16 protein-coding genes are annotated in these 17165 nt (G+C 56.0%); 8 read left to right on the top strand and 8 right to left on the bottom strand.

Annotated features, from left to right (window positions below):
- Positions 1-149: 149 nt before the first annotated feature.
- The gene (locus tag B2A78_RS17375; protein ID WP_166642596.1) at positions 150-662 is read right to left on the bottom strand and encodes a DUF3015 domain-containing protein; all 513 of its coding nucleotides are present in this window, start codon (positions 660-662) and stop codon (positions 150-152) included.
- 415 nt (positions 663-1077) lie between these two features.
- Between B2A78_RS17375 and B2A78_RS17370 the strand changes: the two genes are divergently transcribed.
- Entirely contained in the window at positions 1078-2400 is a 1323-nt protein-coding gene (locus B2A78_RS17370; RefSeq protein ID WP_168175470.1) for an AMP-binding protein, read from the top strand.
- A 109-nt stretch (positions 2401-2509) separates the two neighbouring features.
- Here B2A78_RS17370 and B2A78_RS17365 read toward each other — a convergent pair whose 3' ends face one another.
- The 4 genes from B2A78_RS17365 to B2A78_RS17350 all read right to left on the bottom strand — a co-directional run bounded on the left by B2A78_RS17365 (position 2510) and on the right by B2A78_RS17350 (position 6904).
- Positions 2510-2914, bottom strand: coding sequence for a hypothetical protein (locus tag B2A78_RS17365; protein ID WP_077731281.1), 405 nt, complete (start codon positions 2912-2914; stop codon positions 2510-2512).
- Positions 2915-2975: 61 nt separating this feature from the next.
- Positions 2976-3791 (bottom strand): 2,3,4,5-tetrahydropyridine-2,6-dicarboxylate N-succinyltransferase, encoded by an 816-nt coding sequence (dapD, locus tag B2A78_RS17360; protein WP_077731280.1) that lies wholly within the window; start codon positions 3789-3791, stop codon positions 2976-2978.
- Between the two features lie 16 nt (positions 3792-3807).
- Complete coding sequence (dapC, locus tag B2A78_RS17355) at positions 3808-5004, bottom strand: succinyldiaminopimelate transaminase (protein WP_077731279.1); 1197 nt, start codon at positions 5002-5004, stop codon at positions 3808-3810.
- Between the two features lie 154 nt (positions 5005-5158).
- Complete coding sequence (locus B2A78_RS17350) at positions 5159-6904, bottom strand: proline--tRNA ligase (protein ID WP_077731278.1); 1746 nt, start codon at positions 6902-6904, stop codon at positions 5159-5161.
- Positions 6905-7084: 180 nt separating this feature from the next.
- Between B2A78_RS17350 and B2A78_RS17345 the strand changes: the two genes are divergently transcribed.
- From B2A78_RS17345 to ald, 7 genes are all read left to right on the top strand, one after another.
- Positions 7085-7777 carry an ABC transporter permease gene (locus tag B2A78_RS17345; protein ID WP_077731277.1) on the top strand — a complete coding sequence of 231 codons (693 nt, stop codon included), beginning with the start codon at positions 7085-7087 and terminating at the stop codon, positions 7775-7777.
- Positions 7774-8763: an ABC transporter ATP-binding protein gene (locus B2A78_RS17340; protein WP_086135217.1), complete on the top strand. Its 990-nt coding sequence runs from the start codon at positions 7774-7776 to the stop codon at positions 8761-8763. Before B2A78_RS17345 ends, B2A78_RS17340 begins: the two co-directional genes overlap by 4 nt.
- Before the next feature lie 278 nt (positions 8764-9041).
- The gene (locus B2A78_RS17335; protein WP_077731275.1) at positions 9042-9467 is read left to right on the top strand and encodes a secondary thiamine-phosphate synthase enzyme YjbQ; all 426 of its coding nucleotides are present in this window, start codon (positions 9042-9044) and stop codon (positions 9465-9467) included.
- Between the two features lie 14 nt (positions 9468-9481).
- Entirely contained in the window at positions 9482-9964 is a 483-nt protein-coding gene (locus B2A78_RS17330; protein WP_086134459.1) for a DUF411 domain-containing protein, read from the top strand.
- 28 nt (positions 9965-9992) lie between these two features.
- Positions 9993-10994: a glucokinase gene (glk, locus tag B2A78_RS17325; protein WP_077731274.1), complete on the top strand. Its 1002-nt coding sequence runs from the start codon at positions 9993-9995 to the stop codon at positions 10992-10994.
- Between the two features lie 100 nt (positions 10995-11094).
- The gene (locus tag B2A78_RS17320; RefSeq protein ID WP_077731273.1) at positions 11095-11295 is read left to right on the top strand and encodes a Rho termination factor N-terminal domain-containing protein; all 201 of its coding nucleotides are present in this window, start codon (positions 11095-11097) and stop codon (positions 11293-11295) included.
- Between the two features lie 637 nt (positions 11296-11932).
- On the top strand, positions 11933-13039 hold the full coding sequence (gene ald, locus B2A78_RS17305) for an alanine dehydrogenase (RefSeq protein WP_077731270.1): 1107 nt from the start codon (positions 11933-11935) through the stop codon (positions 13037-13039).
- 40 nt (positions 13040-13079) lie between these two features.
- On the opposite strand, the gene B2A78_RS17300 is transcribed toward ald, so the two are convergent.
- From B2A78_RS17300 to map, 3 genes are all read right to left on the bottom strand, one after another.
- Positions 13080-13394 (bottom strand): DUF6763 family protein, encoded by a 315-nt coding sequence (locus B2A78_RS17300; protein WP_077731269.1) that lies wholly within the window; start codon positions 13392-13394, stop codon positions 13080-13082.
- A 143-nt stretch (positions 13395-13537) separates the two neighbouring features.
- Entirely contained in the window at positions 13538-16201 is a 2664-nt protein-coding gene (gene glnD, locus B2A78_RS17295) for a [protein-PII] uridylyltransferase (protein WP_240502573.1), read from the bottom strand.
- On the bottom strand, positions 16167-16970 hold the full coding sequence (gene map, locus B2A78_RS17290; protein ID WP_077731267.1) for a type I methionyl aminopeptidase: 804 nt from the start codon (positions 16968-16970) through the stop codon (positions 16167-16169). Before map ends, glnD begins: the two co-directional genes overlap by 35 nt.
- Positions 16971-17165 lie beyond the last annotated feature (195 nt).

The following is a 17165-nucleotide window of genomic DNA, read 5'->3' as shown; positions in this document are numbered from 1 at the left end:
GTCGAAGCAGTATCGAGGGATTTTCCGACCCAAAGGCGCGGAAAGCTGCCGTCTGAAATGTCAGAACAACAACGAGGCATAAGAGCGACTTCACGGCGGATGAAAGAAGAGGCGCTTCATATTTCGGGGAGCGCCTCGCAAGCCAGGGATCAGCCGACGTACTTCGCCAATGCGGAGTCGGACTTCATCACGACGATCAAGGCGTCCATTACCTCGTCGCTGGTAACGGATTCTCGCGGATAAATCACGGCGAAATGTTTCTTGACCAGCGCGAAAAAGGCCAGGCGATCTTCTTTTGCGATGCCCATAACTTCGGAAAGCCCGGCAAGTGTTTCGCCGTTTCCGCGAGACATGTCCTCGGCCAGCTTGGTCATGTTGGCCCCGATGTACATGCGGCCGCCCCTGTAGCGAATGGTTTGGTTGGCGTCGCAACCGTTGGTGCCGGACGATATACCGAAAGTGTTATTGCCGAAGCTTCCATTGGTGGTAATCGCGAGTGAATGGGCGCCGACGCCGCTGTTGCCGTCGAACAGCAACGCTCCCCAGCCGCAACCACTCGCGCCATCTCCCCTGGGACCGGCTCCTTGGGTATGGCTGGTCGCGTGGGCTAGGATAGGACTGATTAACAACAAACCACCCACCACTGTCATCATCTTTTTCATTGGAATTCTCCTTGAGGTTGTTGAACTTAGATCGACACGGAGCGCGAAATGAAGCGCCATTCCCTTAATACCAGATTGTGCCGAAGCTTGTAAATTTATCTGCTGGTTTAAGTCGAGTTTGGAGCGGTTTTCAGTGTTTCAGTCCGGCAAATTGGCGCGACGTTTTGCAGGCAGGTCGTATTGCAGTAATTCTTTTAGCAAAAGCGGGAGATGGATCGCCGGCTCCAAAGGAGTTACGGTTCGTATACAAGAGAATACAGTCGCTTCATTTAAATACCTTAGCGCTTTGCGTATAGTTTTTGCGCAAAAGTCATCCTAAAAATAGCGAATAACACCCGTGCCAAACAGGCCATTAACAAAATATCAAGACAAAATCATTTCCCACGGCGCCAGCCTCCTCAGGCCGCACTATCCATTGATCGACCGTTTTAGCGATGCCCGAATTATCGCTATTGATAACGGCCGTTCCATAACTTTGGGCGAATTTTTCCGGGAAGTAATCAATCTGGCGGCAAATCTCCCCGATCGTCCTTACATGGTCAATCTCTGCGAGAACCGATACCGGTTTCTTGCGGCTTTCGCCGCAGCCGTGCTCAAAGGGCAGATCAACCTGCTGCCGCCGAGCCGGGCACCTAGGGTCTTGCAGCAAGTGACGGAACACTATCCGCAGCTTTATTCCCTGGTTGACGGTCCGGATTTTCCGGAAGGACTTGATACGATCGTCCGTTACGATTGCAGCCCACGACAGACGCCACGCCAGGACGCTTACATCCCGGAGATTCCGGGAGATCGAGTAGTTGCAATCGCGTTTACGTCCGGTAGCACAGGCCAGCCGAAAGCTCACGTCAAAACGTGGCTGAGCTTTTGCGAGAGTGCGAAACTGATCGGGGCTGGCCTAGGTTTGAGGCCGGAGCAGTCGGCTAGTGTCATCGCCACGGTACCGCCGCAGCACATGTACGGTCTCGAGACCAGTATTCTTCTGCCGCTTTGCCTTGGCGGAATGGCGCTGCACTCCGGTAAGCCTTTTTTTCCGGCCGATATCCGCGCCGCTTTGGAATTGTGCCCGGAGCCGCGAATCCTCGTAACGACGCCGGTGCACATACGGGCACTGATCGAGGCCGGGGAAGATCTTCCGGAGATCGAGCTCATCGTCTCCGCTACGGCACCGCTTTCTCGCGACTGGGCAGCCAAGGCGGAAGGTCTGTTTCGAACCCGCGTGCTGGAGATTTACGGCTGTACGGAAGCGGGATCGATTGCCTCCCGCCGCACGAGTCGAGACGACATGTGGCATGCGTTCGACGGCGTGCGTTTTCAGGCGAAAGGTGGCGAATCATGGGTCGATGCCCACCATCTTCCCGGACCTGTCGTGTTGAACGATTTGATCGAATGTTGTGGCGCTCGGCAGTTCAAACTGTTGGGACGCAACGCGGATCTGGTCAACATCGCCGGAAAGCGCACCTCGCTCGATGCTCTAAATCATGTGCTGAACGAGATAGACGGGGTCCGGGACGGGGTCTTTTTTTTGCCGGATGGCCCTGAAGGGACCGTCCGCCTGATCGCGTTCGCCGTAGCTCCCGGCAAGACTAAGGAACAGCTGCTTGCAGAATTGCAGGCGCGTCTCGATCCGGTTTTCCTGCCTCGCCCTTTGTATTTGCTGGACAAATTGCCTCGTTCGGAGACCGGCAAGTTGCCCCGGCAAACTTTGGCCGAGATGGCGGAGCAATTGTCGACGATTTGACCGTGGCGTTCTGCTTCGGTACTCGACGAGGAGTCGAAACGCTCTCCTGGGATAAAAAAAGCCCCGCAGTGTGAGCAGGGCTTCGCATTTTCGAGGACAACCAACCCGTTTATTTAACCTTGATCAGTTCTCGCCCTTCGCTGTCGAAATGGCAGATGCCTGCGACGAAATATTTACAGTCCGGCGATTGCTCGACCTTGGCACCGTCATTGGACAGCAAAATCCTCAGCGCGCAATAGTGAGCTTCGCCTTCTGCCTGTTTTTTCAGCACGATCTCGTTTTCGCTGACTGCCTTGGCTTCGCCTGAAATTTCCGCGGAACATGATCTCCGGCCTTCCTCGGTCGAACCGGTGGGCTCGAAATCCACGTCCATGGTCACCTTGATGTCGTCTCCGAATTTGCGGATTTTAAGATGCTGGACATGATCGCCCTCACGACGGATGTAATGGTCCGTGGAGGCGAAAACATTTGCCGAAAACAACAGGGCGAAAGTCAAAAACAGGCTCTTCTTCATGGTATTACCTCGTAGTTGGGATGGAACTCTCCCGAATGGATTTGCGCGTCTCGGAATTCGATCAATCGCGTAGCAGTTCGTTGATACCGACTTTACTGCGGGTTTTTTCGTCCACCTGCTTGATGATGACTGCGCAATAAAGACTATGGCTTCCATCCTTCGCGGGCAGGTTTCCGGATACCACCACCGAGCCGGCCGGTACGCGTCCGTAAGTGATCTCGCCGGTCATTCGGTTGTAGATCTTGGTACTCTGGCCGATGTAGACACCCATGGAGATGACCGAACCTTCTTCGACGATCACCCCTTCGACGATCTCCGAGCGCGCACCGATGAAGCAGTTGTCCTCGATGATGGTGGGCGCAGCCTGCAAGGGTTCCAGCACGCCGCCGATACCGACGCCGCCGGACAGGTGCACGTTCTTGCCGATCTGGGCGCAGGAGCCCACCGTCGCCCAGGTGTCGACCATCGTGCCGGAATCGACGTAAGCGCCGATGTTGACGAACGACGGCATCAGCACGACACCGGGGCCGATGTAGGCGCCGCGCCGGACGGTCGCCGGCGGCACCACGCGGGCGCTCATGGCGCCAAAGTGTTCCGGCCTGAAGCCGCCGAATTTCGGTTCGACCTTGTCGAAATATTTCGTCTCGCCGCCTTCCATGATGCGGTTGTCGGAGATCCGGAAAGACAGCAGCACGGCTTTCTTGAGCCATTGATTGACGACCCAATCCCCATTTTTCTTTTCGGCGACACGCGCGCGTCCGCTGTCCAGCAACGTCAAGGCTTCCTGAACGGCTTCACGGATCACCGCGCTGGTCGAGGTCGGAGTGAGCTGGGCTCGGTCTTCAAAGGCTTCGTTGATGATGTTTTCTAAGGACATGGCTTTACTTTTCGATTTACATGGATTGAATGAACTCTCGAATGCGGTGGGCCGCCTCCACGCATTCCTCCAGAGGGGCGACCAAGGCTATCCTGACATGATTTTGGCCGGGATTGATCCCATGCGCTTCGCGGGACAGAAAACTGCCGGGCAGCACGGTCAGATTTTGCCGCGCATAAAGATCCTGCGCGAATTGGCAATCATCGCGGTGGACATCGGGCCAGAGATAGAAGCCGCCTGGCGGTATCGACAGATCCAGATGGTCCTTCAGAACATCGTGGACTGCGGAGAACTTCCGCCGATACGCCGCTCGGCTTTCCGTGACATGCTTTTCATCTTGCCAGGCTTTGATGCTCGCGTGCTGAACCGGCAGCGAGAGCGCGCAGCCGTGATAGGTGCGATACCTCTGGTACTGCTTGAGGATATCGGCATCCCCGGCAACGAAACCGGACCGCAGTCCCGGCGCGTTGGAACGCTTGGAGAGGCTATGAAACACGACGCAGCGCTTGAATTCCGTATTGCCCATGTCATGGGCAGACTGCAGCAAGCTTGGAGGCGGAACCGATTCGTCAAGATAAATCTCGGAATAACACTCATCCGAAGCGATGATGAAATCATGGCGCTCGGACAGATTGATGAGCGCTCTATGCGTCTCGGCGCTAATGACGGAGCCTGAGGGATTGCCGGGCGAGCAGATGTAAATCAGCTGGCAACGTTCCCAAATCTTGTCCGGCACCGATTCGAAGTCCGGCAGATAGCCTGTTTCTCGTGTCGTATTGAGAAAATAGGGTTCCGCACCGCCCAGCAGGGCTGCGCCCTCGTAGATCTGATAGAACGGGTTGGGCATCAATACCAGCGGTTGCTCGGCGGCATCGATGACATACTGAGCGAACGAGAACAACGCCTCGCGGGTCCCGTTGCAGGGCAGTACGTGGCGTTCCGGGTCCACGCTCGCCGGAGGCAGGGAAAACCGGCGCGACAGCCAGTCCGCGATGGTTCGGCGCAGTTCCAAGAGCCCCTTGGTGGCCGGGTAATTGGCCAGCCCGTGGAGGTGCGCGATCAGGCTTTCGGCAATGAAGTGAGGCGTCGGATGCTTGGGCTCGCCTATCGACAGGGCAATATGAGGCTTGTCGCCCGGGGGAGTAATTCCTTGCTTGAGTTCGGACAGCTTTTCGAACGGGTAGGGCTGTAGTTTTTGCAGATGAGGATTCATGCCGGACGGTTCGGTTCCATAGTTCAGCGCCTTACCGCTTAAAAAGCGGGGCCATAGTATAAGGGCATACGAGGGCGGTTCCAACTTGCGCGATCAAACCGCGCAAATTGTGGACGGACGGCCCGGCGTCCCGCAACTGGACGCCGGGCTGCGGCTAACCGATGCCGTTTAGCCGCGCCCGAATGAACGGCACGACTTCCTCCAGCGGAATTTGAATCGCTTCGGCATCCCGTCTCCCCTTGTATTCGGCCTGATTCGATTCGAGCAGACGCTCGCTGACGACCACCCGATGCGGAATGCCGATCAGTTCCAAGTCGGCGAACATGACGCCGGGACGAGCCTTTCGGTCGTCGAACAAGACTTCGATCCCTTCGTTCCGAAGAGAGCGGTACAGATGCTCGGCGATCTCCTGCAGCCGTTCCGATGTGTGCATGTTGATCGGCACGAGAGCGACCTGGAACGGTGCGAGCGCTTCGGGCCAGACGATTCCCCGTTCGTCGTGGTTCTGCTCGATGGCGGCGGCGACCACGCGTGACACGCCTATGCCGTAGCAGCCCATGATCAGCGCCTGGTTTTTTCCTTCTTCGTTGAGCACCGTGGCCTGCATCGCTTCGCTGTATTTGGTGCCGAGCTGGAAGACATGCCCGACTTCGATGCCGCGTGCGATGCGGAGATTTCCTTTGCCGTCCGGGCTAGGATCGCCTTCCGTCACCTTGCGGAGGTCGTGGACATGTCGGGGCGCCGGTTGGTCTCGGTCCCAGTTGACGCCGATCAGATGGAACCCCTTCTCGTTGGCGCCGCAGACGAAATCGCTCATGGCCGGAACGGGGCGATCGGCGATGACGTTTATGGCTCCTTTCGCGCCGGGCATTTGGACCGGGCCGATGTAGCCCGCCCGAGAGCCCATGTGCTGCTCGATTTCATCGTCGGTGGCAAAGCGGAAACTGCCGAGGATCTTTCCGGCCTTCACTTCGTTGAGCTCATGATCGCCCCGCAGCAGTAACAGGCAAAACTCTTCCCACTCCCTATCGAGGTCGCGCTTGCCGATCATCACGGCGATGGCCTTGACGATTTTTTCAGCAGGGACGTTCAGGAATTCCGCTACCTCGGCAATACTGGTCTTGCCAGGGGTAGCGATCTTCTCCATGGGACGGCTCGCAGGCGCACGCGCTTCGGCGGGAGCGATAGCTTCGGCCATCTCGATATTGGCGGCATAATCGCTCCGGTCGGAAAAGGCGATGGCATCCTCGCCGGAATCGGCCAGCACGTGAAACTCATGGGACATGCTCCCGCCGATAGCGCCGGTATCGGCCAGCACCGCACGGAATCGCAGTCCCAGCCGTTCGAAGATACGGGAGTAAGTCTCGTACATCCGGTCGTAGGTTTCCTGCAAGGAGTCCTTGTCGAGATGGAAAGAGTAGGCATCCTTCATCAGGAATTCGCGAGCCCGCATGACGCCGAACCGCGGGCGGATCTCGTCCCGGAATTTCGTTTGAATCTGGTAAAAGTTGACCGGCAACTGCTTGTAGCTTTTGATTTCGCTGCGGACCAGATCGGTGATGATTTCCTCGTGAGTGGGACCTAGGCAGAAATCGCGCTCGTGGCGATCCTTGAATCGGCAGAGTTCCGGGCCGAACACATCCCAGCGCCCCGATTCCTGCCAGAGCTCCGCGGGTTGCACCGCCGGCATGAGCACTTCCAAAGCGCCGCTGCGATCCATTTCCTCGCGGACTATGTTTTCCACCTTGCGGAGTACGCGCAGCCCCAAAGGGAGCCACGTATAAAGGCCGGCGGCTAGCTTGCGGATCAGACCGGCGCGCAGCATCAGCTTATGGCTGACGATTTCGGCATCGGCCGGGGTTTCTTTGATGGTGTTGAGCGGAAATTGGCTGGTGCGCATGATGGATGGAATACGTCCAAATGAGAAATGATTCTATTGTATCGTCAGCCAGCACGGGCCGTCAGCGAAGATTGAATCGTGCAGGTCGATTTTTTGAGCGCGAGAACAGAGTAACTGGAAAACTTGCTTGTTCTTTCGTGTTTTCGCAAAATTCGGTCCTGCCGCTCCTGTTATTCCTTCATGGACTACTTTGTCGATTCTTTTTTTGCCGCGCTCCGTCTAATCTTTCAGTTCGATCCCGAGGTTTACCGAATCGTCTGGACATCGCTCGAGATCTCGCTTACCGCAACCGTTTGCGCAGCGCTTCTCGCGGTTCCGGCCGGAGTTTGGTCGGCGTCTATTGAATTTAAGGGAAAACGGCTCCTGCGGCGGAGCTTGAACGCTTCGATGGCGATGCCGACGGTTATGATCGGCCTGATTTTTTACGGGTTGTTCAGCCGCCGCGGGCCGTTGGGCGAACTCGCTCTTTTGTACACCCCGACGGCCGTCATCATCGGCGAGGCGGTGCTGATTTTTCCGCTCATCATGAATCTTGCGATGACCGCCGTCGAATCCGCCGATCCGCGTCTGCTGCCTACGTTGCGCTCGTTAGGTGCCAGCCCGGCGCAGCAGTTCGGGCTGGTATTGTCGGAAACCCGCTTGGCCCTGTTGGTGGCGGTTGCGGCCGGTTTCGGGCGAGCCATCGGAGAAGTGGGAACGGCGATGATGTTGGGTGGAAACATCCAGGGGCTTACCCGTACCATGACGACCGCCATCGCGCTGGAGACGAGTAAAGGCGAGTTCGAGCTCGGTTTGGCTTTGGGCATGATGTTGCTGCTGGTCGCGTTTTCGGTGAATTGGCTATTGCAATCTGCGGACCGGAGTGCCGGTTGAAGCGAGCGTATTGGCTGGAGCACGTGGTTTTTGCTTATGGCGATAAGCCGGCGTTGACCATCGATCATCTGGCGATCTCCGCCGGCCGGATTACGGCGCTGATCGGTCCGAACGGCGCCGGTAAGAGCACGCTTCTCGAGCTGCTCGCTTTTCTGATTCATCCGGATGCCGGCGAAATGTATTTTTTCGGTCAGCCGGTCAGGCGAGAGGACGTTCTGGCACTTCGGCGCCGCGTTGGGTTGGTGGCGCAAAGTCCTTATCTGCTTCAGGGTAGCGTGATGGATAACGTGGAGTTGGGACTGAGGCTGCGCGGTATCGGAAAGGAACAGCGGCACCGCAGGGCAATGGATGCAATGGAGCGAGTGGGACTTGCCGGATTCGAAAAGCGATCCGTCAGGGCGCTTTCCGGAGGCGAGAAACAGAGGGTTGCCTTGGCGAGAGCGCTGGCTCCGGCACCCGAAGTGCTGTTGTTCGACGAGCCATTTACGTATCTCGATCAAAGTAATGTGCGCTTGGTCGAGCAGGTGCTCTCGAATTATGCGCGGCAAAGTGGGAACACGGTGGTGTTCAGCACCCATGAGCAGGTGCAGGGTATCGCGCTCGCCGACGAGTCCATCAGCCTTTTCGCCGGAAGATCGGTCGGGGCGCCGCTCGTCAATTTGTTTCGCGGAGCGCTACGAAACGGCGTGTTCGACACCGGCAAGCTGGCGATACAGGTGCCGCGTGCGCTGGATCAGGGATCGCATCTCTCCGTCGATCCCGAGGAGATCGTGCTCTCCCCGGAACCTCTGAATTCCAGTCTCCGTAATTCGTTTCGCGGCCGTATCATCATGATCGCGGAAGAGGCGGGGCGGGCGAGGATTACCATTGATATCGGCGAGAAACTTAACGCCCGGATTACACTCGAATCGCTGCAAAGCCTCGGTTTGGAACTGGGGAAGGAAGTTTGGGTCAGTTTTAAAGCCACGGCGGTGAAAGTGTTTTGACCGTTCGGAGTCCGCCGCAGTGTTCTCGACGTTTTAATCAAGTCAGGAAAACGCGTATTTACGCCGTATGACGGATTGGCTATGGTGAAACCATAATTATTAACCCGGCCTATAAATATAGGCCGGGTTAATCGGGGGCAGGGATGCCCCGGCGCGGCGACAAGCCGCGTGAGCCCAGGCCGGGCGTGTACCGGCCTGGGCGGCGGCCCGAAATACCAGGAGGGTATTTACGGGCCTGATTAATAAAATTCATAAAGCAGATAATCCGATACGCCAAAATGTGGCTACAAAAACGAATCGCGTTAAAACCGCGAGCGCGCGGTTTTCACCTAATCACCGAAGAATTGCTGGGGCTTTTGCCTGAATTGAGGAAATTCCGCATCGGTATCGCTCATTTTTTCATTCAGCATACCTCCGCATCGTTGGTTCTCAATGAAAACGCCGACCCGAGCGTGCGGCGCGACCTGGAAACTCACCTGAGAAGTCTGGCGCCCGACGGCTCGGCTCATTACACCCATACCTTGGAGGGGGAGGACGATATGCCGGCCCACATCAAATCCTGTCTGATGGGCTCCAGCGTAACCGTTCCGGTCGGCGACGGGCGATTGCTGTTAGGCACCTGGCAGGGCATCTATTTGGGCGAGCACCGTGATCTTGCAGGGTCGCGCTCGGTGGTCGCCACTTTGAACGGGGAAACGTTTTAAACCTGGAGTGATCAATGAAATTTTTGCGTTTGATGCTACTAACGGTAGTTCTGTCGCCGTTTTCGATCCGTGCCGAAGAGAGCGTATGGGACAAAGGCGTACCGGTCCTCGAGAACCCGGTGGAAATGACCGTTTATCGCAGCCCTACTTGCGGCTGCTGTGGAAAATGGCTGGAGCACATGAAAAAACATGGCTTTACCGTGCGCGATATCAAATCCAACGATATGGACAGGATCAAGAAAGAACTGGGAGTGCCGGAGAATTTGCAATCCTGCCATACCGCGCTGGTCAACGGTTACGTAGTCGAAGGCCATGTTCCCGCTGCGGATGTCCAGAAGCTGTTGCAAGCCAAGCCCGAGGCGGCGGGATTAGCCGTTCCCGGCATGCCTGCGGGTACGCCCGGAATGGAAATGGGCGGGAAAAAGGATCCGTTCGCCGTGCTGCTCTTCGACAAGAAGGGGAGGGTGAGCACGTTTCAGGAATACCGATTTTATTGATCTCTCCTAAGAGACAGGGAGGGCCGTCATGCTACTAGCGGGCGACGTGGGTGGAACGAAAACGATCCTGGCTTTGTACGACGGGGGGCTGGAAGGACTGCCCGCATCAATATTGAGGGAGGAGACCTATCCGAGTGCGGGATATGGCTCGTTCGAGGACATTGTTAAAGATTTCTTGAGGGATCAGAGCGAACCGCTGGACGCCGCTTGCTTCGGAGTCGCGGGCCCCGTCGTCGACGGCCGCTGCCAAACGACCAATCTACCCTGGTTGATTGACGAGAGGCGCCTGATGCCCCTGCTGGGCATCTCCAAGGTGAAATTGCTGAACGACCTTCAGGCCATGGCCTTAGGTTTGCTCTGGCTGCGGCCCGACGAGTGGGTCGAGCTGAATCCCCGTGCAGTGCCCGCAACCGGCAACCGGGCGGTCATCGCAGCCGGTACCGGGCTCGGCCAGGCGGTATTGTACTGGGATGGTCATCTCTATCGTGCATTGGCAACCGAAGGCGGGCATGGGGACTTTGCGCCCAACAACACCATGGAAGACGGCTTGCTTGTATATCTTCGAAACAAGTTCGGAGGGCACGTGAGTTATGAACGGATCTTGTCCGGACCGGGAATCGTCAATGTCTATGAGTATCTACGCGACATAAACTATGCGCCCGAATCGCCCGAATTGGCCGGCGCGATAAAGAAGGCGGAGGACCCCGCACGGGAAATCACCACGCATGCCTTGCATCGGGGAGATGCGCTGTGTCGGGGAACTCTGGCCCTGTTCGCGCGCATTTTTGGTGCGGAGGCCGGCAACTTGGCCTTGAGGTGTTTCGCTACCGGCGGCGTGCTGGTCGGCGGCGGCATTGCGCCAAAGATTCTGCCCGCACTACAGGACGGCCATTTCATGCAAGGTTTTTGTGCTAAAGGCCGGCTTTCAGAGTTTCTCTGCGCTGTCCCGGTCCGTGTTGCCTTGAATTTTCACACTGGGTTGATCGGGGCGGCCGATTTTGCGGCACGCATGTTGCTTGAAAAGTCCTGAGACGCTTGATGGCTGGATTTCCTTAAGGCTGGTTTGGTCCTTGTAATGCAATCATCAACTTCGTATCTCAGAATTAATCGATTTCCGGAGGAGGTTCGTTATGCGTGTCGATGAAGTTCGGGAGATCGCCAAACGTATGGGCTTGGTTCCAGGCCGCATGAACAAGCGGGATCTGATCCGAAAGATCCAGATTGTCGAAGGAAACTTCGACTGCTTCGGTACGGCTCGCGATGCTGCCTGCGATCAGCATGGTTGTTTATGGCGAGAAGAATGTTTTTCACAGGCTAAAAAGGAGAATTAGGGGCTTTCAATTAATCGATAAGTTCGTTCCAAGGAAGTTGAGACGCGTAGTCGCGCTGTTTTTATGCATCTGAAACCAAGGAGAGATTGATGATCGCTGCAGAGCTATTGAATTTAGCCCGCCATGAGGGTATCCGAGACCTCGAATATTTCCGTACAGAAAAACAACTCGTGTGGGCTATCCAACGAGCCAGGGGTAAAGCCGCATGTTTTTTGTCCGAGGATCGCATGGAGTGCAAAGAATTCGAGTGCCAGTGGCGCCGGGAATGCCTTAAGCTGGTTGCCGAATGGCGCCGGTGAGCGATCTCGCGGACCAGACCTTCCGGTCTTGGATTCGCGTGGCAAAGCGCGAACAAGATTGTCTGCATCGGGGCGGAGGCACAAACCTCCGCCTCGCTACGATATTGAGGCCGATTCAGTCGGGCTCTGATGTTCACTTTAGAATCGCGGAGATGTCGGCCTCGATAATTGTTTTTGCTGACTGATCGCTCGACAGAGTATGTGGCTCTGGGTTACACGCCAAAGCGTCGACTACGGTTAGACTAGAGAATAAGCTCGAGTCGTTCTGAGGATGGCCTGGTTCCTCCGAACGTATACAATCGTTCATAAGTTTCAAGTCTGTAGAGCTGCATACTGCTATGAGAATCGGGGTACCTAAAGAAATCAAGAATAACGAAAACCGCGTCGCGCTGACGCCGCATCAAGCATCGATACTTGTCGAGGCGGGGCACGAAGTTTTGATCGAAACGAATGCGGGGCTCGGTTCCGGATTTAAGGATGAGGAATACGTTCGGATGGGCGCTCGTATTTGCGGCGTCGAGGACGCATGGAATTCGGACTTGGTTCTCAAGGTCAAAGAGCCGATAGAACCGGAGTACCTTTTTCTCCGAAATCAGATCGTGTTTACCTTCTTCCATCTTGCGGGGGCTCCTCGCTCGCTCACTGAGATCTTACTGGAACGCCGCACTATGGCGGTGGCATACGAAACCTTGGAGGACAGATCCGGTCGATTGCCGATTCTCGCTCCCATGAGCGCGGTCGCGGGTAATATGGCGGCACTGGTCGGTGCTTATTATCTGGCCGAGTTCAATGGCGGTAGAGGGGTGCAGCTCGGCAAGGTTCTGGGCGCGAGACACGGAAGGGTGTTGATCGTAGGCGACGGGGTCGTGGCTTTTCACGCCGCGCAGACGGCGTGGGGGCTTGGGGCTCAGGTTTCTGTTGCAGGCATCGACAAGGCCAAGGGCGAGCGGATGCAGCGCGAAATTTCAGGGGAACTCGAGTTTTTTGCTTCCGAGCCGGACGTCATTGCACGCCGTATATGTGAAGCCGATTTAGTCGTCGGCGCGGTATTGCGGCACGGGGCCAAGGCAGACTACGTGGTGACCGAGAAAATGGTCGGATCGATGCAGCCCGGTTCCGTGATCGTCGACGTCAGCATCGATCAGGGCGGCTGCGTGGAAACTTCGCGGCCCACTACTCATTCAGAACCCGTTTACGAGAAGCACGGCGTCATCCATTACTGCGTGACCAACATGCCCGGCGCTTATCCCCGGACATCGACGATCGCTTTAACCGAGGCCAGCTTTCCCTATGTCCTCCAGTTAGCCAATCAGGGCTTGACGGCGTTTCGCGAAAATCCAGGGTTTGCCAAGGCCGTAAACACTTACCAGGGACATCTAACCTGCAAGCCCGTAGCCGAAACGTTCGGATTCATCGAGCGATACAGCGCATTTCCCGCATCGTGATCGTTCGGGCGGCGACGAGGCGAGTCAAGCCAAGCGAAAATCAATGCTCGTCTTCTTCGTTTAGAAAGTCGTCCAAGGTGAGATCCCGCTGATCCGGTTCATGCAAATCCGGATCGGTGTAACCGAGGTCATCGATTTCCACGTCATCGAAAGGAGCGCTCCAGTCTTCGGGGGGCTCTATAGGCGCAAAAGGCGATTCGTACCAAGAGGCAAAGTCAAATTCGCCGAGATCGCCGTTGAGATACTGGATTTCGATGGCGTCGTTTTCCTCGTCCAATGCGACAACACGAAACGATCGTCCGGTCTCGGCATCTTGATACCAGTTTTCGAGCAGCGGATCTGCAACCGTCGGCATGGCTTTATCCTCCGATTAGGCTTGGAAACATGGCTTCCAAAAGGTACGACCCATTGATCGGTCGCCGCAAGCATAGCACGAGTCTTTGACGAAAAAACGGGGTTGCGGACTCCGCTATATCTGAAACGGATGCGGAAAAACGTTTAATTTGTTCCCACCAGCGCGATGATCGCTTCGCTCAATTGGCGCTTCTGGAGTTCGCTGTTTAGCGGATGATCGCGATGGTCGGTGATATAGAAAATGTCTTCGGCTCTGCTGCCGATGGTGGAAATTTTTGCATTATAGAGGCGCACGTCACATTCCCTGAACGCTTGGCCGACCTTCGACAAAAGCCCAGGGCGGTCGGTGGCGACCAATTCCAGAATCGAATAACGGTTCTGCGGGTCGTCGTGAAAATAAATTTGAGTGGGTACCGTGAAATGTTTTATTTCCCGCGGTTCGCGCCGATGGACGCGTAGCGGTGTGCAGCTCGGTTGTAGCAGGCATGCCCGCAATCGGCTGCAAATCTGGGCCTGCCGCAGGTGATCGTTGATCGGTTCTCCAGTCTGCTCGAGGACGTGATAGCTGTTCAACACATAGCCATCGGCGGAAGTGATGATCTTGGCGTCGAAGACGGTCAATCCGAGTTGGTCCAAAACCGCCGTACTGTAAGCGAATATGAAATCCTGGTCTTTCGCATACAGGAAAATTTCCGCGCTCCCCCGCTGGCTGACCGGGCGCAACAGGACCAGGGGTAAGTCTCCCGGCTTGCAGGCGCTGATGGCCACGGTATGCCAGGCGATTTCCTCCGCCAAATAGCGCAGAAAATATTCGTCGTTAACCATCTGCCAGACTTTTTCGATGGTTCGGTCGCTGATGCCTAAGCGCCTCAGCAGAGCAAGGCTTTCCGCTTTGACCGCATTGATCTTTTCTTCTTGTTCCAGCGGTTTTGTGAGTCCTCGTCGGAATGTCCACCGCGTCGTGAGATACAGTTCCTTGAGCAGGGCGTCTTTCCACGAGTTCCACAGGTTCGGGTTGGTGGCGCGAATGTCGGCCACGGTCAAGAGATATAGATAATTCAGCGTGTCTTGGTTGCCGATGGCGGTGGCGAACTCATGAATGACGTCTGGATCGCTGATATCCTTGCGCTGAGCTGTCATGGACATGAGCAAATGGTTCTGAACCAGCCACTTGACCAGGTCGGTGTCCCGACGGCTTATGCCGTGGCGTTGGCAAAAACCCTCGGCAATGTCCGCGCCGATGACGGAATGATCGCCGCCGCTACCTTTGGCGATGTCGTGCATTAAGCCGGCAATGTATAGAAGCTCCGGTCTTTCGATGATCTGAAAAATTTCATTGCAGAGGGGATGCTCGGCTCTGTGCTTTTCTAGAGCGAATCGTCTGAGGTTGCGTACTACGAAGAGCGTATGTTCGTCCACGGTGTAAACGTGGAAGAGATCATACTGCATGCGGCCGACGACGCGGCCGAAAGCCGGGAGATACGCGGCCAGAATGCCGTAGCGGTTCATCCTCCGCAGTTGATGCGTGATGCCTCCCGGTTGGCGCAGGATTTCCATAAAAAGCCGGCAAGCTTCCGGATCGTTGCGGAAATTCTCGTCGATCAGGTAGAGATGTTGGCGAATGAGCCGGATGGTCGCGGCGCGTATGCCTAACAAGCTGGCGTTTTGCTGCAATAGGAGAAATATTTGCAGCAGGGCAAGAGGCTGTTCCCGAAAAACGTTCGGGTGCAGTGCCTCGATGTAGTTGTTGACCGCCTGAAAGTTTCTGTTGATCGGGAGGATTACGGCATCTTCATCGCGATGCAGTGCGGCTTCCTTGAACAGTTGCAATAGCATTTCGTTCAGCCGCTCCAGTCCCATGACGGTGCGGAAATAGCGCTGCATGAATTGCTCGACCGCTTGGTTGACGTCCGGATCCTGATATCCGAACTGTAGGGCCAGCTCCTTTTGATACTCGAACAGCAGGCGATCTTCGCAACGCCCGGTCAACGTGTGCAAGGCGAAACGGAGCTGCCAGAGGAAATGCTGCGCTTGCATGAGCTCGCCGTGCTCCGCTTCGGTTAGCCAGCCGTGCAGGAGCAGATCGTTCAGATTCGACGCATTGTAATGGCGCTTGATAATCCATCCGATGATTTGGATATCCCGGAGACCGCCCGGGCCCTCTTTGATATTAGGCTCCAGGTTGTAGGCCGTGTCGTGGTATTTGGCATAGCGTGCGGCTTGTTCAGCCATCTTGGCTTCGAAGAACTCTCGCGAGGACCAGAGATGTTCGGGGCCGATACGCGCCCACAGCTCCTTGAACAACGCCGAGGAACCATGGAGCAGTCGGGATTCCATGAGATTGGTGATGACCGTCACATCTTGCCGGGCCTGTTCCACGCACTCTTCGATCGTACGGACGCTGTGAGCGGGCTTGAGGCCAATGTCCCACAGCAAATTGAAGAAATCGGCCAAGCCTTGCCGGTAGGGCGGTTCTTCGGCTCGATTCGCGCCGCTGTGGTGAAAATCGAGGAGAATCAAAACATCGATATCGGAGTAAGGGTGCAGCTCGCGTCGGCCATAGCCCCCTACCGCAATAAGTGCGAGCTGTTCGGCGTCGGATCCGAGGAAATGATTCCAGCAGGCTCCGAGCAGTTCATCGATGAAATCGGAGCGCGCCCGAATCAGTTCGGCGGCTGGTATGCCGGCGTGAAAGCGCTCGGTTAGCTCCGCATTATTCTGTTGGATATGTTCTCTAAGCGACCTGATGCGCTCGGCGGACGAAAGGATATCGTCATAACGCGGCGAGTTTAAGTCGGCCGTTTTCAATCGCGTGTGCCTCTTCTTGACGCAGGGTGAGGATTTCGTAGCCATCCGCCGTAACTAAAACCGTGTGCTCCCACTGTGCGGACAGGCTGTGGTCTTTAGTTACAGCGGTCCATCCGTCGGGAAGTATTTTCACGTAGCGTTTGCCCAAGTTGATCATGGGTTCGACGGTGAAAATCATACCCGGTTCCAGCATTATTCCGGTATTAGATTTGCCGTAGTGGAGCACCTGGGGGTCTTCATGAAAGTTCCGGCCGATACCGTGCCCGCAGAACTCTTGCACGACGGAATAGCCGTGGGACTCCGCATGACGCTGAATGGCAAAGCCGATATCGCCCAACCGCGCGCCAGGACGTACTTGCTGAATTCCCAGATACATGGCCTCCTGACAGATCTTCACCAGGCGTTTGGCTCGTATGGGCACTTCACCGACCAGAAACATTTTACTGGTGTCGCCGTGATAGCCGTCCTTAATTACGGTGATGTCGATGTTGACGATATCGCCGCTTTTCAGTTTCTTCGGACCTGGTATGCCGTGGCATACCTGATGGTTCACCGAGGTGCAGATGGATTTGGGAAATCCCTTGTAATTCAGGGGAGCGGGAATGGCTTTTTGCACATCGACAATGTAGTCGTGGCAAATTTGATCCAGTTCTTCAGTCGTTACCCCGGGAACCACGAATGGCTCAATCATTTCCAATACTTGTGCAGCGAGTCGGCCCGCGACACGCATTTTCTCAATTTCGGCAGGCGTTTTCAGGATGATGCTCATCGCGAGATTCGTTGGTTCGTGTGGCGCTCGGTCGAGCGAGGATGCGGGAAAAGGGTCGGATTGTTGAATAAAGCAGGTTATGGTATAAAGCGCTGCTATTTTTGGCAATAACACACACGTATCGTCACGTCCGGCGGGGTGCCACATCCCCGTGATTTGGTCGCCGGTTGGGGTGCGTGGAGGCTCAACCCATCG

Source organism: Methylocaldum sp. 14B (genome assembly GCF_002005105.1).
Taxonomy (GTDB): Bacteria; Pseudomonadota; Gammaproteobacteria; order Methylococcales; family Methylococcaceae; genus Methylocaldum.
This window is presented reverse-complemented; position numbering and strand designations above follow the sequence as displayed.

Excerpts from the sequence above, each read along its gene's own strand:
- B2A78_RS17375 (WP_166642596.1), bottom strand. The coding sequence starts at position 662 with ATGAAAAAGATGATGACAGTGGTGGGTGGTTTGTTGTTAATCAGTCCT.
- B2A78_RS17365 (WP_077731281.1), bottom strand. The coding sequence starts at position 2,914 with ATGAAGAAGAGCCTGTTTTTGACTTTCGCCCTGTTGTTTTCGGCAAAT.
- dapD (WP_077731280.1), bottom strand. The coding sequence starts at position 3,791 with ATGTCCTTAGAAAACATCATCAACGAAGCCTTTGAAGACCGAGCCCAG.
- dapC (WP_077731279.1), bottom strand. The coding sequence starts at position 5,004 with ATGAATCCTCATCTGCAAAAACTACAGCCCTACCCGTTCGAAAAGCTG.
- B2A78_RS17350 (WP_077731278.1), bottom strand. The coding sequence starts at position 6,904 with ATGCGCACCAGCCAATTTCCGCTCAACACCATCAAAGAAACCCCGGCC.
- B2A78_RS17345 (WP_077731277.1), top strand. The coding sequence starts at position 7,085 with ATGGACTACTTTGTCGATTCTTTTTTTGCCGCGCTCCGTCTAATCTTT.
- B2A78_RS17335 (WP_077731275.1), top strand. The coding sequence starts at position 9,042 with ATGTGGCTACAAAAACGAATCGCGTTAAAACCGCGAGCGCGCGGTTTT.
- B2A78_RS17330 (WP_086134459.1), top strand. The coding sequence starts at position 9,482 with ATGAAATTTTTGCGTTTGATGCTACTAACGGTAGTTCTGTCGCCGTTT.
- glk (WP_077731274.1), top strand. The coding sequence starts at position 9,993 with ATGCTACTAGCGGGCGACGTGGGTGGAACGAAAACGATCCTGGCTTTG.
- B2A78_RS17320 (WP_077731273.1), top strand. The coding sequence starts at position 11,095 with ATGCGTGTCGATGAAGTTCGGGAGATCGCCAAACGTATGGGCTTGGTT.
- ald (WP_077731270.1), top strand. The coding sequence starts at position 11,933 with ATGAGAATCGGGGTACCTAAAGAAATCAAGAATAACGAAAACCGCGTC.
- B2A78_RS17300 (WP_077731269.1), bottom strand. The coding sequence starts at position 13,394 with ATGCCGACGGTTGCAGATCCGCTGCTCGAAAACTGGTATCAAGATGCC.
- map (WP_077731267.1), bottom strand. The coding sequence starts at position 16,970 with ATGAGCATCATCCTGAAAACGCCTGCCGAAATTGAGAAAATGCGTGTC.